Source organism: Roseibium sp. RP-7 (assembly GCF_053005225.1).
In genome coordinates, this window is the sequence record NZ_JBRKQA010000004.1 from 226,423 (window position 1) to 239,621 (window position 13,199).

Consider the following 13,199-nt stretch of genomic DNA (forward strand, 5'->3'; position numbering starts at 1 on the left):
CTCACAACCCCGTCCTGTGTGCCCGGGCTGTAAAGAAGATGCCGGATGGGCTTTCGGCGTCGATTTCGCCTGTCTTCTCGAAGGTCCGGGTGTCGTAAATCATGACCTTGCCGGCATCGCGCACGGAAACCCAGACCTCGTTGCCGCGTGGCGTGAATTCCATGTGCAGTACGGCAGGGCCGGGTTTGAATTCGTGAACGACCTGCTTTGTGACCGTATCGATCACCTGGATGGTGTCATTGAGCGGATGTGCGAAGTTTACCCAGACTTGGCGGCCATCAGGCCGCGCCATGGCAAAGACCGGTTGACCATGGGTACTGGTGCGCCCGGTTTCGGCGAGCGTTTCACCATCGACCCACAGAACCTCGTGGTGCCCGACGGCAGGCAGGACAAACTCCTGGCCAGCACGTGCCCAACCTTCCAGATGGGGCATCTTGTAGACCGGCAACTCCGCTTCCCCGCGGCCATATCCGGGCAAAACGCGAATTGGTTCGGGGTCTTCCTGCCACAGGTCGAGCGCGGTCAATCCGTCTTCACCAAACAGGCCGGTGATGTAGAGACGGCCGTCACCGGTGATCAGGGCGTCATAGGGGTTGGTGCCCATGCCGGCAATCCTGGTGATCTTCGGTTCCTCCGAATTGAGGTCCGCGATCCAGGTTTCGCCTGCATCCCACAAGGTGAAGACAAAGCGTTTGCCGGGTGCATCGACAAGACCGATTGTCTTCGACCCGGTCGGAATATCTGCAACCATCTCCAGCGTCAGAGCGTCGAAGATACGCACACCGCCTGGCTCATAGTTGGAAACCGCGACCAGTGAGCCGTCGTCCGAGATGGCCCCGCCGATGGCGTTTCCGGATTGAATCACCCGCTTGGCTATCCGTTTCTCGGCAAGGTCGACCTTGGAAAGGCCGCCATCGCGGCCGAAGACATAGGCGAAACGTTCGTCCGGTGAATAGACCAGGCTTGCATGGGAAAGGTCGCCAAGCCCTTCTATCCGTGCCAGGGAGGCACGGTCGGACTGATCGACCAGCAACAGAGACCCGCTCGCCCGTTCAACCACAAGACCGAGATCGCCGGTGGCAACGACCGACTGTGCCTGGACAGTGCCGGTCAACATGGTTGCCAGAACGGCTCCACATAGCCACTTCATTTCGTGTCTCCCTTCAAAAGATATTCGGCAATTTTCCTCGCGTCGGCCTCGCTCAGGATCGGACGCCAGGGAGGCATTGCCGTTTTCGGGATGCCGTCCAGAACCACCGTGGACAGGGTGTCGATGTCGTAATGACCGAGGGCATCCGGCCGGATGTCCGGTCCAAGGCCACCTTTCAGTGTCATGCCGTGACACGAGCCGCAGTCCTGTCGCACCAGGTTGACCAATGCAGCAGGCGTTTCCTGTTCCTCCGCAAGCGCTAGGCTTGTGATGGCCAGAAGACAGAAGGCAATGGTGAGCAGCGTCTTAAGCATGGACCAGCTTTCCGGCTGCGCCGCTGTCCACGGTATTGAGCATGGCGTCAAAGGTTGTTGCCGGCCATTCGGCACTCAGGGTCACGACTTTGCCGACAACAAACAGCACCGGCGCCTTGAACCTGGTGTCGCGGATATCGATCGCGATCCTGTCGAGTTCGGAATAGAGCCTGGTTTCACGCGGTGTCGTCGCGTTGGCGATGGCAAGTACAGGGGTTGTCCCGCTCAGTCCTTCGGCAATCAGGCGCAGGGCAATCTGCCCGATGTTGGCAACCCCCATGTAGACGACCAGCGTGGTATCCTCGCAAGCGAGACTTTTCCAATCGAGGTCGAGAACGCCGTTTGCCTGCCGGTGTCCGGTCACATAGCGGACGCCGGATGCCAGACCACGATGGGTGAGCGGCACACCTGTTACGCAGGCGGCCCCCTGGGCAGCGGTAATGCCGGGCGCATATTCGACCGCGATGCCGCGTGACAAAAGATGTTCGGCTTCTTCCGAACCGCGACCGAAGATCAGCGGATCGCCGCCTTTCAGCCGGGCGACGGTCAAGCCTTCCAGCGCCAGTTCTTCAAGGATCTCGTTGATCCTCTCCTGAGGAACGGGATGATTGTCGGGCGATTTTCCAACAGGCACCTGCAGGGCACTGGTCGGAGCCAACGACAGGATTTCAGGTGAAACCAGACGATCGAAAACGACCGCATCCGCTTCCTGGAGCATTCGCAGGGCCTTGAGCGTCAGAAGCTCCGGGTCTCCGGGTCCCGCACCGATCAGATAGACCTTCCCTGACTGTTTCATCGTTTGCTCCTGCAGGCGGCATGGAAGAAAGAAACGGGAGAGGCGGAATTCCGCCTCTCCCGGCGGGACGTCAGTAGACGTCGGCGCGCGTATTGAAGACGTTGAACTTGCCGGTCGGAGTGATCAGCCGTTCGTCCTTGATGACGTGCTTCAGCTCGAGCGTCTTGTCGTCAACGACGACGATCGCGCTTTCCTTGTCCTTGGCGTTCCAGACGGAGAACCAGATTTCCTCGCCCGCCTGGTCGAACTCACCCTGAACGACACGCGGCTGGCCCTCGCCGACATCCGCCCATTCGACAATCGGCAGAACCTTGTATTCAGGTTCTTCCTGGGTCAGGTCGTCGACGTTGAACACAGCGATCGCGCCCGAGACTTCCGCGTCCGGGTTCAAGGGTGCATCCACGTAGAGATGGTTCGACTTCGGATGGGACTTGACGAAGAGCGAGCCCCCGCCGAGACCATAGAGGGTCTGCACGACCTTCCAGGCACTGTCCGGATGGCCTTCCGGATCCGTCCCGATCAGGGCGACGGTTTCATCGCCGAGGTGCGAAGTGACCCAGACAGGACCGTAGGTCGGGTGGATCAGGTTGGCACCACGCCCCGGATGAGGTGTCTGACCACCCGTTTCAAGAAGGGCCGTCAGCTTGCCTTCCTTGGTGTCGACGACTGCGACCTTGCCGCGGGCATTGGCAGCCACGAGGAAGTAACGCTTGGTGCTGTCGAACCCGCCATCATGCAGGAAGCGTTCGGCTTCGATCTCGGTCGTCTTCAGGTTCTTGATGTCCGAGTAGTCGACCAGCAGGATCTTGCCGGTTTCCTTCACGTTGACGATGAATTCCGGATTGTAGTGCGATGCCACGATGGAGGCGACGCGCGGCTCGGGATGATAGGTCTGGTCGTCGTAGACCATGCCACGGGTCGACTTGATCTTGAGCGGCTCCAGCGTGTCGCCATCCATGATCACATATTGCGGCGGCCAATAGGAGCCGGCGATCGCATACTTGTCTTCCCATCCCTTCATTTTCGATGTTTCGATGGAGCGGGCCTCGGTGCCGACCTTGATCTGCGCCACTGTTGCCGGTTCTTCCATCCAAAGGTCGATCATGTTCACAAGCGCATCGCGCCCGATCACGTAAAGATAGCGGCCGGAGGCGGAAATACGCGAAATATGAACCGCGTAACCGGTGTTGATCACCGCATGGATGGCATAGGTTTCACCGTCAATTAGGGCGACCTGGCCACTGTCGCGCAGGGTGACCGAGAAGAGGTTGTCGATGTCGATATCGTTCAACTTCTCTTTCGGGCGGTCTTCCGGTGCAACCAGCACCTTCCAGCTCTTGCGCATTTCGTCCATGCCGAACTCTGGCGGTGACGCCGGTTCCAGCAGGATGTAGCGCGCCATCATGTCGACCTGTTCCTCGGTCAATTCACCCGAGGTACCCCAGTTAGGCATGCCGGCGGGCGATCCGTAGGTGATGAAGTCGCGCAGATATTCGTAGCCGTTTTCCCGGGTGATATCCGTGGTCAGCGGCTTGCCGGTCGCACCCTTGCGCAGCACGCCGTGGCAACCGGCGCAGCGTTCGAAATAGATCTGGTTTGCATTCTGATATTCTTCAGGCGTCATCACGGGATCGCCTTCCTTGCGCCCCGGAATCTCGACCTTCAGCTGGCCGAGAGTTGACATGCTAGGCTCATAGGCAGCTGAAGGACCACTGCCGTGGTCCGCCGGCTTATCCTGGGCAGAAACGCCAACTGCCGACAATCCGAGTGTGAAAGCCACACTCATCAGCAGCGCATTTCTCCGAATGGCTCGTGTCGAGATCATGATTAGTCTCCGTTCGACTGGTGAGGCAATCGGACGGTGCGCGCTGGCAGGGTCTGCTTCCTTGACTTTCGTTAACTTGAAATTTTCAGGCAGGTTTGTTCAGCCATGTCCGTCGGGAAAACCGGCAAGACACGCCCCTCCTAAGCGATTGTCTTTATTGAGATATTTACGAGTTTACCGCCTGCAAGACGACACAATTGTCGCAGGGGAGCATACACTTCACGGCAACATCGGCGAAGGCGTCGATCCCATTGCGATGATTTTCACCGTCTTCAGCACCGCTTTCCGGTCCACTTGACTTTGGTTAAGGAAATGCGGCTGCGCGCTGGCACCCTCCCGGCAGGATCAACTCCGGGGAAAGGAGCGCGCTATGCGCGAAGTCATGACCAAAAGCATGGCCCGAAACATATTCTATGGCGGGTCGCTTTTTTTCATCATCATCTTTGTGGGGCTGTCGGCGCACAGCCACCTTTACATCACCAGCACATCGACGAATGCGGAAACGCTGACCGAAAGCGTTGCCGCAGGCAAACGGGTCTGGGAGGACAAGGCCTGCATCAACTGTCACACGATCCTCGGCGAGGGTGCGTATTTCGCCCCCGAAGTCGGCAACGTGATGACCCGTTGGGGTGTGCTGGACGATCCTGACCTGGCATTCGAGACCCTCAAGGGCTGGATGGAATCCCAGCCTTCCGGCATCGAAGGTCGCCGACAGATGCCGCAGTTCCACCTGACGGACGAAGAGATCCGCGATCTCTCGAACTTCCTGATCTGGACAGACAAGATCGACGCCCAGGACTGGCCGCCGAACGACGCCGGCTGATTTTGAACGCTGAGGAAACCCAAGATGAAATACCAATCTCAAAAGGTTGCGCTGGCGTATTTCGCCGTGGCGCTCGGCCTGTTCGCCGTCCAGGTTCTGGGCGGGTTGCTCGCCGGCTACATCTATGTGGCGCCGAACTTTCTGTCGGAGCTGCTTCCCTTCAACATCGTGCGGATGCTGCACACAAACAGCCTGATCGTCTGGCTGCTGCTCGGCTTCATGGGCTCCGCCTACTTCCTGATCCCGGAAGAAGCGGAACGGGAAATCCATTCCACCAAGCTGGCCTATCTGCAGCTTATCATTCTGGTGGTCGGCACATTGGGTGTGGTTCTCACCTATGTCTTCAACCTGTTTGAAGGCAACTGGCTGCTGGGCAAGGAAGGCCGCGAGTTCATCGAACAGCCCAAATGGGTCAAGGTGGGCATCGTTGTTGCCGCCCTCATCTTCCTGTTCAACATCACCATGACAGTGCTGAAGGGCAAGAAAACCGCGATCACCAACATCCTGCTTCTGGGCCTGTGGGGCCTGGCGCTCCTGTTCCTGTTCAGCTTCTACAATCCAAGCAACCTCTCGCTCGACAAGCAGTACTGGTGGAACGTCGTGCACCTGTGGGTCGAAGGTGTCTGGGAATTGATCATGGCCTCGGTCCTCGCCTACCTGATGCTCAAGCTGACCGGCGTCGACCGCGAAGTCATCGAGAAATGGCTCTATGTCATCGTTGCCGCCGCACTGTTCTCCGGCATCCTGGGCACCGGCCACCATTACTACTGGATCGGGACACCCGGATACTGGCAGTGGATCGGCTCGATCTTCTCCTCGCTGGAGGTGATCCCCTTCTTCGCCATGATGGCCTTTGCCTTCGTGATGGTGTGGAAAGGTCGGCGGGACCACCCCAACAAGGCCGCGCTGCTGTGGTCGCTCGGTTGCGCAACGCTTGCCTTCTTCGGTGCCGGAGTCTGGGGCTTCCTGCATACCCTTCATGGCGTGAACTACTACACCCACGGCACGCAGATCACCGCTGCCCACGGACACCTGGCCTTCTTCGGCGCCTATGTTTCCCTGAACCTGGCGATCATCACCTACGCCATGCCGCTTCTGCGCGGCCGGGATCCCTACAACCAGGTGCTCAACATGGCGTCCTTCTGGCTGATGGCCGGTGGCATGTCCTTCATGACCTTCGTGCTGACGTTCGCCGGAACGGTGCAAACCCACCTGCAGCGTGTCATGGGCGAATACTACATGGACGTTCAGGACCAGCTGGCCGTGTTCTACTGGATGCGCTTCGGGGCCGGTGCTGCCTTCGTCCTCGGCGCCATCCTGTTCATCTACGCAGTTGCAATGCCACGCCGCGAAGTCATCCAGCCCGGTGAAGCAGCCGGCGCCCCCGCGGAGTGATGGATATGGACGCTACAGTCTCCATGGAAAAGGGGGCGGCATCTGCCCCCTTCTACCTCTCGCAAGGCGACGAATGCGATGTCTTCGAAGCCGCGCACCGGAACGGCCTGCCGGTTCTGCTGAAAGGGCCGACCGGCTGCGGCAAGACCCGGTTCGTCGCCCATATGGCAGCAAGGCTCGGCCGCAAGCTTTACACGGTCGCCTGTCATGACGACCTTGCCGCCGCCGATCTGATCGGCCGGTATCTTCTCAAGGGCGGCGAGACCGTCTGGGTGGACGGACCGCTGACACGCGCCGTCAGGGAAGGCGCAATCTGCTATCTCGACGAGGTTGTGGAAGCGCGCAAGGATGTGACGGTCGTCCTGCATCCGCTCACCGATGATCGCAGGACCCTGCCGATCGACAGAACCGGAGAAGAGCTGATGGCCGCACCCGGCTTCATGCTCGTTGCATCCTACAACCCCGGTTACCAGAACATCCTGAAGACCCTGAAACCATCCACCCGCCAGCGGTTCCTGTCGCTTGAATTCGATTTCCCGCCGGCGGATCTGGAAACCGAAGTGGTTTGCGAGGAAAGCGGCCTCGATCACGACCGGACCGCCTCGCTGGTACGTCTGGCCGGGAAACTCAGGGCGCTGAAAGGCCAGGATCTCGAAGAAGGTGTGTCGACCCGTCTGGTCGTCTATGCGGCAACGCTGATTGCCCAGGGCATGCCTGTCGGACGGGCGATCGAAGCTGCAATGATCGAACCGCTGACCGACGATGAAGACGTGAAACGCGGGCTCCTTGATCTTGTCACGGCCGTGTTTGGGTGAGGCCAGACCGATGGGCAAGATCGACATCGAGCCATGGGAACCCGAGGAAACTGTCGGGAAACTGTGGCACGCGTTTGCAAGCCGCCTGGGTGCACCCGAGGTGCATCATGGAGCCGCGGTCGGCCTCGATGAGGTCGGCGGGCGGCTTGCTGTCCTTTTCCGGGGATTGGGCGGAGCTCACAGTGTCGAGCTCCGTCCGGTCGCCCAGGAGGTTTCCCGCCATCGCCTCGGATTTCTGAGGCGGCTCGGCACGGAAGCCGAAACCGTGACACGGACCAGCTTCGACGGCGAAATCCTGAGATTGCCGGCCAGTCTTGCGGTGTTCCCGCTGCGGGAGGCAAATGCAGCACTCTATGTCTGGCTGACGGCCCTTGCGGCCCATGCACCAACCCATATCGCCGAAACGGATCCGCTCCGCGCCGATCTTCAAGCGCTCAGGGCGATTTCCGCGATGCTTCGAGACACGCTCGAACACGCTCCCGGCTTGCGGGATCTTTACAGCGCACTCTGCCAGCAGGTGCTGGCAGCAAGACCTCAGGCCCCGCTGCCGGACATGGAAGCAAGGGTCGACAGGCTTGTGCGTCAAATGCTGGGAGACACCGCGCTTCCTCCCCGCGATGTCCTGGAACTTCAGGAGCGGGTTGACCGGAATTCGTTCGAGGAAATAACTGCCCCGCGCGGATACCGCCCTTTCCGGCCTGTGCCGCTTTGGCCGGATCTCAGAGAGGTCGTGTTTTCAGCGGGAGACGAAGTCGACAGCCGCGAGACAGACGGCCCACCCGAGGAAGCGACCGGCAAGACCGTGCGCGCCCGCAGACGCAAGGCAGATCAGGCGGAACGCAAGGACAGCCTGATCCTCCACAAGTTTGAAGCCATTTTGAGTTGGGCGGAGTTTCTCAATCTCAATCGGCGTGTCGATGACGACGACCATGACAGCGCCAAGAAAGCGGCTGACGATCAGGACGAGATCGGCCTTGGGCAAATCTCCAAGGCACCGGCAACCCGTCTGAAGCTGCATCTTGATCTCGCCCCGGAGGATGTGGACCGCGAAAGACTGTCCGGACGGCATCTCTACCCGGAATGGGACACGCGCAGCGGCCGCTATCTGGCAGACCACGTCTGCGTTCTGACCAGCACCGCGGAAGCGGATCCTGAAAAGGGATCCGCCGGCATGGACGAGCGGGCCAAACGGCGCATCCGCTCGGTGAAGAAGCAGTTCGAGGCCCTCCGCCCGGGCCGGGTGACGACACGTGGACACCTGGAAGGCGACGGACTGGATCTTGATGCAGCCGTGCGCTCTGAAGCCGAACGGATTGCAGGCGGCACCGGCTCGGAACGAATCTGGCTGCAGACCCGTCCGGAAGCGCGTGATCTTGCGGTTTCCATCCTGCTCGACGTTTCCCGCTCGACCGAGAGCGCCGTCACCGGACGCGCCGTGATCGATATCGAACGCGAAGCCCTGACAGCTTTGGCCTGGGGTCTGAACGCCTGCGGCGATGATTTCGCCATCACTGCGTTTTCATCCCTGAAACGGCAGCGGGTGTACCTGCAGTCCTGCAAGGGGTTCCATGAACCGATGAGTGCCCTTGTCGAACAGAGGATCGGAACGCTGCGTCCCGGCTTCTACACCCGTCTGGGGGCAGCCATTCGTCATGTATCCGCCGACCTGGCAGCGCAGTCGCGCAAGCGCAAGCTCCTTCTGGTGATCACGGACGGCAAGCCAAACGATCTCGATCACTACGAGGGGCGGCACGGCATCGAAGACACCAGGATGGCAGTTCGGGAAGCCCGGCGGGCAGGCCAATCCGTCTTTGGCGTCACCATCGACAAGTCGGCCAAGTCCTGGTTTCCGCGGTTGTTTGGTCAAGGCGGCTTTGCCGTTATCCCGCATCCCGATCGGCTGACACAGGCCTTGCCGCAGATCTACCGCCAGATTGTCGGAGGCTAGAGCCGCTGATGCACGCTCCGTCACCGAAGCCGGAACAAGACGGCGACGCCGGCATCCTCGACGAGTTGCCCGGGGAACTGATGATGTGGGTGCTCATCGTCAGTGAATTGCTGGTGTTCGGTGCCGGTCTTGCCGCCTTCATGGGCGTGCGAATATCCGATCCGGCTGGATTTGCTGCCGCAAGAGCTCATCTCGACCCGGCGCTTGCGGGCATCAATACGATCGTTCTGATCACCAGTGGTTTTCTGGCGGCCAGAAGCCTGGAGCTTCGGCTTGCGATGAAACGCACCGCGGCGCGTTTGCACCTGATTGGTGCCATGGCCCTCGGCGGCTTGTTCCTCGCCATCAAGATACAGGAATATGCGGTCAAGATAGAGCAAGGGATCTCCACGGAGACCCACCCCTTCTTCACCTTCTACTACCTGCTCACCGGGTTTCACGCGGCTCATGTGCTTGCCGGTATCTTTGTGCTGGGTCTGGTTGCCTGGAAAGACGAACCACGTACCATCGAAACAGGCACCGCCTTCTGGCATATGGTCGATCTCATCTGGGTTCTGCTGTTTCCGGTGATCTATGTCCTGGGATAGCGAACGATGACCCTTCCCTCCGTCACGCTTGCGTGGATTGCGCTATTGGGCCTGTCGGCCGCTACCGTTCTGGTGACTACAGGCGGAACCGGTCATTTCAGTCCGGCTCTTTTCGGCGGACTGCTGTTGCTGCTGGCCTTCATCAAGGCACGGATCATACTGTCCCGATATCTCGGGTTGTGGCAGGCGCCTGCCTGGCTGTCAGGCTTCAGCTGGGTGATCGGGTTCTTTTGCCTGCTGTTGCTGGTGCTTTACGTGGCACCGGGGCTCAGTCCCTGAAAGCTTCGGCAAGCTGCTTTGGAAGATCGAATTCGGCAAGCACCCGGGCCCGTCCCTCCTCCGACATCTTCCGTGCCGTTTTCTGCACGATATCGAGCACCTTGCTGTCCTCGTGTTTGGCGGCAAATGGCGCGAAATACCATTTCAGGAACACAAAACAGATCACGTTTTCCAGCGCCTGCACGTCCGCGTCCCGCTTGAGGCCTTCCTTGCGCAGCATCTTCGCCGCCGCCTCGATCTCCTCCGGTGAATAGCCCGCGCTGGCCATGATTTCACCGACCCGGTCTGCGTGATGACGGGCCTGATTCCGGCGCCAGGCGTGATAGCCGGCCTTGCCTTCCGGGTAGGACTGGCGCGGTGTGATCCAGCGCTCGATGTGCTGGCCCCTGGCCGCAATCTTCAACGGATCGGTCGCCTCCGGGTAGAGCCGTTCCAGCTCTTCGCTCATCCGTTGCCCATATAGAAGAGCCGCAGGCTTGCCGTCTTCCTGGTTGGGGTCAGCGGCGTTCGCGGCGTCGATGGCCGTAAAGGCAATGTCCAGTTTCATCATGGTCACCCCTTGGTCCAGGCATCCACCGGATCTTCTTCGGAGAAGGCCCGAAGCCGTTCGATATCCTTGATTTCCGCATGATTGCGATTGATGCGGACCCCCGCAGATTTCAACCGCGCAAAAGACCGCGACAGGCTTTCCGGCTTCATGCCGAGACGGCCGGCGATCAGGAACTTGTCGTAAGGCAGGGTTACCTCGCAGCTACCGCTTTCCTGCTCGCACAATTCCAGCAAGAACTCGGCAACCCTTTGCGGTCCGGTTTGCGCCTTCAACTGTTCCAGCTGCGAAACGAGAGAATGCAGGTGAATGAAGGTCGATGCCACAACCGACACGGCAATGTCCGGGTCCTTGCGCATGGCTTCCAGGATGGCCGTGCTGGGTATGCGCATCACTTCGCAGGCGGTTACCGCTTCCGCCGAAACCGGATAGGCAAGCCCGCGGAACGCGACCGCTTCACCGAAGCTTTCGCCCTTGGCAAAGACATTCACGACCGCTTCGCCTCCGTTGGGCGCGATCCGGTAAAGCTTGACCCAGCCATCCATGACGATGTGGATTGCCTGCGCTGTCTCACCATGCAGGAACAACGTCTCACCGCGGTCATATGTCCGCCAGCTCGACATGCCGAGCACCATGTCTCGGATCTCCTGCGGGAAGCTTTTCAGAAGCAGGGAGTTCTGGGCAATTTTCCGCTGGCGGTCGGTCGGCATCGATGAAGGTCCTGGGCAAGTGATATGCAAGAACGTCTAGCCCGACCTGGTGACTTTGCACAATAGCAAGCGCGGACCATCGATGGATTCTTGCCTTTCTTGACTATTGTCATTCAGCCTGTCCCGCCCCGCAACTAGCGTCTACCGGACACTTGAGAAAGCGGGGACGTCATGGACTATCAAGCCTTTTTCAAAAGCCGTCTTGCAGACCTGAAGCATGACGGAAACTACCGCGTCTTCATCGACCTTCAGCGTAAACGCGGCAATTTTCCGGAAGCGAAGTGGACCAGCGGAGAGAGCACCAAAGATGTCGCCATCTGGTGCTCGAACGATTACCTCGGCATGGGGCAGCATCCTAAGGTTCTGGCAGCCCTGCACGAGGCGGTCGACCGCTGCGGAGCCGGGGCTGGCGGAACCAGAAACATTTCCGGCACGACACACGATCACGTGCTGCTGGAAGCCGAACTCGCCGATCTGCATGGCAAGGAAGCCGCGCTGGTGTTTACATCCGGTTACGTCTCCAACTGGGCGGCGCTCGGTACGCTCGCCTCGCAGATCCCCGACTGCATCGTTTTTTCCGACAGCCTGAACCACGCCTCGATGATCGAGGGAATACGCCACTCGCGCGCCGAAAAGGTGATCTGGAAACACAACGACCTGGAAGACCTGGAAGCCAAATTGCGGGCTGCCGACCCGGCAAAGCCGAAGCTGATCGCCTTTGAAAGCGTCTACTCCATGGATGGGGATATCGCGCCGATTTCGCAGATCTGCGATCTTGCAGACCGATTTGGCGCCATGACCTATCTGGACGAGGTCCATGCCGTTGGCCTTTATGGGCCGCGCGGAGGCGGTATCGCAGAGCAGGAAGGCGTGATGGACCGCCTGACCGTCATCGAAGGCACCCTTGGCAAGGCCTTCGGCGTTGTCGGAGGATATATCGCAGCGTCTGTCGAACTTTGTGATTTCGTGCGCAGTTTTGCCAGCGGCTTCATCTTCACCACAGCCCTTCCCCCCGCCATCGCGGCGGCCGCAACGGCGTCTATCAGACATCTGAAGGAAAGTTCGGTGGAACGGGATGCCCACAAGGCCATCGTCGCCAAGGTTCGGCGGCGTCTCGATACGCTCGGTATTCCACATGTCGACAATCCCAGCCACATCATACCGGTGATCGTCGGTAATCCGGCCAAGTGCAAATTCCTGTCGGACACGCTCCTGGAGGATTTCGGCATCTACATCCAGCCGATCAACTACCCGACCGTTCCAAAGGGAACCGAGAGGCTGCGGATTACCCCGTCGCCGGTTCACACATCCGGGGATGTCGACCGCCTGGTCTGCGCGCTTCATTCGCTTTGGTCGCAATGCCAGCTGGCAAGACAGCCCGTTGCCGCCGAATAGCCGGAGGCTCGCTTGACGGATGTCAAGGATGTGAAAGGCGATCACCGGCTTTCTGGCCTCGCACCCTCACCATGACCTCGTCCGTCCGACAATGAGGCCTGGGGACGGACCGGTCAGGCCGGGCAAACAAGGTTTGCCCGGCCACCATGAAAACCCACCGCGGCCGTCCGCCGGCCGTATCGTCGGCAATGTGCCGGCAACAGGAAAGGAAACATCATGAGAAAGACACTCACCTGCCTTGTCACGCTTGCGGGTCTCTTCGCAGCGGCTCCTGCCTGGGCTGACGGCGACGCTGCTGCAGGCGAAAAGATCTTCAAGAAATGCCAGGCCTGCCATGCTGTCGGCGACGGCGCCAAGAACAAGGTTGGCCCGGCGCTCAACGGGATTGTCGGCGCGCCTGCAGGCCAGGTCGAAGGCTATAAATATTCCGCCAGCATGACCGAAAAGGCTGACGGCGGACTGGTCTGGGACGAAGAAACCCTGACGGCCTATCTGCACAAGCCAAAGGAAGTCGTCCCCAAGACAAAGATGTCCTTCGCCGGGCTGCGCAAGGACGAGGAAATTGAGAACGTCATCGCCTACCTGAAGACGTTTCAATAAGCGGACTGCAACGGG

At 59.9% G+C, this 13,199-nt stretch carries 14 protein-coding genes; 8 read left to right on the forward strand and 6 right to left on the reverse strand.

The features are described from left to right. Position 1 precedes the first annotated feature (1 nt). From ACVDG9_RS27330 to ACVDG9_RS27345, 4 genes are all read right to left on the reverse strand, one after another. Positions 2-1,150, reverse strand: a complete 1,149-nt coding sequence (locus ACVDG9_RS27330; protein WP_447239506.1) for a cytochrome D1 domain-containing protein — start codon at positions 1,148-1,150, stop codon at positions 2-4. Then, the gene (locus tag ACVDG9_RS27335; RefSeq protein ID WP_023001474.1) at positions 1,147-1,464 is read right to left on the reverse strand and encodes a c-type cytochrome; all 318 of its coding nucleotides are present in this window, start codon (positions 1,462-1,464) and stop codon (positions 1,147-1,149) included. The genes ACVDG9_RS27330 and ACVDG9_RS27335 overlap by 4 nt, the downstream gene beginning before the upstream one ends. Further along, on the reverse strand, positions 1,457-2,260 hold the full coding sequence (gene cobA / locus ACVDG9_RS27340) for a uroporphyrinogen-III C-methyltransferase (RefSeq protein ID WP_447239507.1): 804 nt from the start codon (positions 2,258-2,260) through the stop codon (positions 1,457-1,459). Before cobA ends, ACVDG9_RS27335 begins: the two co-directional genes overlap by 8 nt. 70 nt (positions 2,261-2,330) lie before the next feature. Continuing rightward, positions 2,331-3,944, reverse strand: a complete 1,614-nt coding sequence (locus ACVDG9_RS27345; protein WP_447239508.1) for a cytochrome D1 domain-containing protein — start codon at positions 3,942-3,944, stop codon at positions 2,331-2,333. Positions 3,945-4,455: 511 nt separating this feature from the next. Between ACVDG9_RS27345 and ACVDG9_RS27350 the strand changes: the two genes are divergently transcribed. The 6 genes from ACVDG9_RS27350 to ACVDG9_RS27375 are packed head-to-tail and all read left to right on the forward strand — an operon-like array spanning position 4,456 to position 9,932. After that, positions 4,456-4,908, forward strand: coding sequence for a c-type cytochrome (locus ACVDG9_RS27350; protein WP_023001477.1), 453 nt, complete (start codon positions 4,456-4,458; stop codon positions 4,906-4,908). A gap of 24 nt (positions 4,909-4,932) precedes the next feature. Further along, complete coding sequence (locus tag ACVDG9_RS27355; RefSeq protein WP_075281799.1) at positions 4,933-6,303, forward strand: cbb3-type cytochrome c oxidase subunit I; 1,371 nt, start codon at positions 4,933-4,935, stop codon at positions 6,301-6,303. 5 nt (positions 6,304-6,308) lie between these two features. Continuing rightward, a complete protein-coding gene (locus ACVDG9_RS27360; RefSeq protein WP_228933061.1) occupies positions 6,309-7,118 on the forward strand; it encodes a CbbQ/NirQ/NorQ/GpvN family protein in 810 nt (269 codons plus the stop codon). A 10-nt stretch (positions 7,119-7,128) separates the two neighbouring features. After that, a complete protein-coding gene (locus ACVDG9_RS27365; protein ID WP_447239509.1) occupies positions 7,129-9,066 on the forward strand; it encodes a nitric oxide reductase activation protein NorD in 1,938 nt (645 codons plus the stop codon). 8 nt (positions 9,067-9,074) lie between these two features. Then, positions 9,075-9,653 carry a cytochrome c oxidase subunit 3 family protein gene (locus ACVDG9_RS27370; protein ID WP_447239510.1) on the forward strand — a complete coding sequence of 193 codons (579 nt, stop codon included), beginning with the start codon at positions 9,075-9,077 and terminating at the stop codon, positions 9,651-9,653. A gap of 6 nt (positions 9,654-9,659) precedes the next feature. Further along, the gene (locus ACVDG9_RS27375; RefSeq protein ID WP_023001482.1) at positions 9,660-9,932 is read left to right on the forward strand and encodes a hypothetical protein; all 273 of its coding nucleotides are present in this window, start codon (positions 9,660-9,662) and stop codon (positions 9,930-9,932) included. Here ACVDG9_RS27375 and ACVDG9_RS27380 read toward each other — a convergent pair. Together ACVDG9_RS27380 and ACVDG9_RS27385 are read right to left on the reverse strand one after the other, a co-directional pair. After that, on the reverse strand, positions 9,922-10,482 hold the full coding sequence (locus tag ACVDG9_RS27380) for a DUF4202 domain-containing protein (RefSeq protein WP_447239511.1): 561 nt from the start codon (positions 10,480-10,482) through the stop codon (positions 9,922-9,924). The genes ACVDG9_RS27375 and ACVDG9_RS27380 overlap by 11 nt on opposite strands. A gap of 2 nt (positions 10,483-10,484) precedes the next feature. After that, positions 10,485-11,189 (reverse strand): Crp/Fnr family transcriptional regulator, encoded by a 705-nt coding sequence (locus ACVDG9_RS27385; RefSeq protein WP_023001484.1) that lies wholly within the window; start codon positions 11,187-11,189, stop codon positions 10,485-10,487. 171 nt (positions 11,190-11,360) lie between these two features. On the opposite strand from ACVDG9_RS27385, the gene hemA reads away from it, so the two are divergent. Continuing rightward, on the forward strand, positions 11,361-12,584 hold the full coding sequence (gene hemA, locus ACVDG9_RS27390) for a 5-aminolevulinate synthase (protein WP_297836012.1): 1,224 nt from the start codon (positions 11,361-11,363) through the stop codon (positions 12,582-12,584). Between the two features lie 216 nt (positions 12,585-12,800). Next, the gene (locus ACVDG9_RS27395; RefSeq protein ID WP_023001486.1) at positions 12,801-13,184 is read left to right on the forward strand and encodes a c-type cytochrome; all 384 of its coding nucleotides are present in this window, start codon (positions 12,801-12,803) and stop codon (positions 13,182-13,184) included. The last annotated feature ends 15 nt before the right edge of the window (positions 13,185-13,199 follow it).

What these genes read in the sequence shown, in the direction of transcription:
- ACVDG9_RS27330 (WP_447239506.1), bottom strand. Translation starts at nt 1,150, where the DNA reads ATGAAGTGGCTATGTGGAGCCGTTCTGGCAACCATGTTGACCGGCACT.
- ACVDG9_RS27335 (WP_023001474.1), bottom strand. Translation starts at nt 1,464, where the DNA reads ATGCTTAAGACGCTGCTCACCATTGCCTTCTGTCTTCTGGCCATCACA.
- cobA (WP_447239507.1), bottom strand. Translation starts at nt 2,260, where the DNA reads ATGAAACAGTCAGGGAAGGTCTATCTGATCGGTGCGGGACCCGGAGAC.
- ACVDG9_RS27345 (WP_447239508.1), bottom strand. Translation starts at nt 3,944, where the DNA reads ATGTCAACTCTCGGCCAGCTGAAGGTCGAGATTCCGGGGCGCAAGGAA.
- ACVDG9_RS27350 (WP_023001477.1), top strand. Translation starts at nt 4,456, where the DNA reads ATGCGCGAAGTCATGACCAAAAGCATGGCCCGAAACATATTCTATGGC.
- ACVDG9_RS27355 (WP_075281799.1), top strand. Translation starts at nt 4,933, where the DNA reads ATGAAATACCAATCTCAAAAGGTTGCGCTGGCGTATTTCGCCGTGGCG.
- ACVDG9_RS27360 (WP_228933061.1), top strand. Translation starts at nt 6,309, where the DNA reads ATGGACGCTACAGTCTCCATGGAAAAGGGGGCGGCATCTGCCCCCTTC.
- ACVDG9_RS27365 (WP_447239509.1), top strand. Translation starts at nt 7,129, where the DNA reads ATGGGCAAGATCGACATCGAGCCATGGGAACCCGAGGAAACTGTCGGG.
- ACVDG9_RS27370 (WP_447239510.1), top strand. Translation starts at nt 9,075, where the DNA reads ATGCACGCTCCGTCACCGAAGCCGGAACAAGACGGCGACGCCGGCATC.
- ACVDG9_RS27375 (WP_023001482.1), top strand. Translation starts at nt 9,660, where the DNA reads ATGACCCTTCCCTCCGTCACGCTTGCGTGGATTGCGCTATTGGGCCTG.
- ACVDG9_RS27380 (WP_447239511.1), bottom strand. Translation starts at nt 10,482, where the DNA reads ATGATGAAACTGGACATTGCCTTTACGGCCATCGACGCCGCGAACGCC.
- ACVDG9_RS27385 (WP_023001484.1), bottom strand. Translation starts at nt 11,189, where the DNA reads ATGCCGACCGACCGCCAGCGGAAAATTGCCCAGAACTCCCTGCTTCTG.
- hemA (WP_297836012.1), top strand. Translation starts at nt 11,361, where the DNA reads ATGGACTATCAAGCCTTTTTCAAAAGCCGTCTTGCAGACCTGAAGCAT.
- ACVDG9_RS27395 (WP_023001486.1), top strand. Translation starts at nt 12,801, where the DNA reads ATGAGAAAGACACTCACCTGCCTTGTCACGCTTGCGGGTCTCTTCGCA.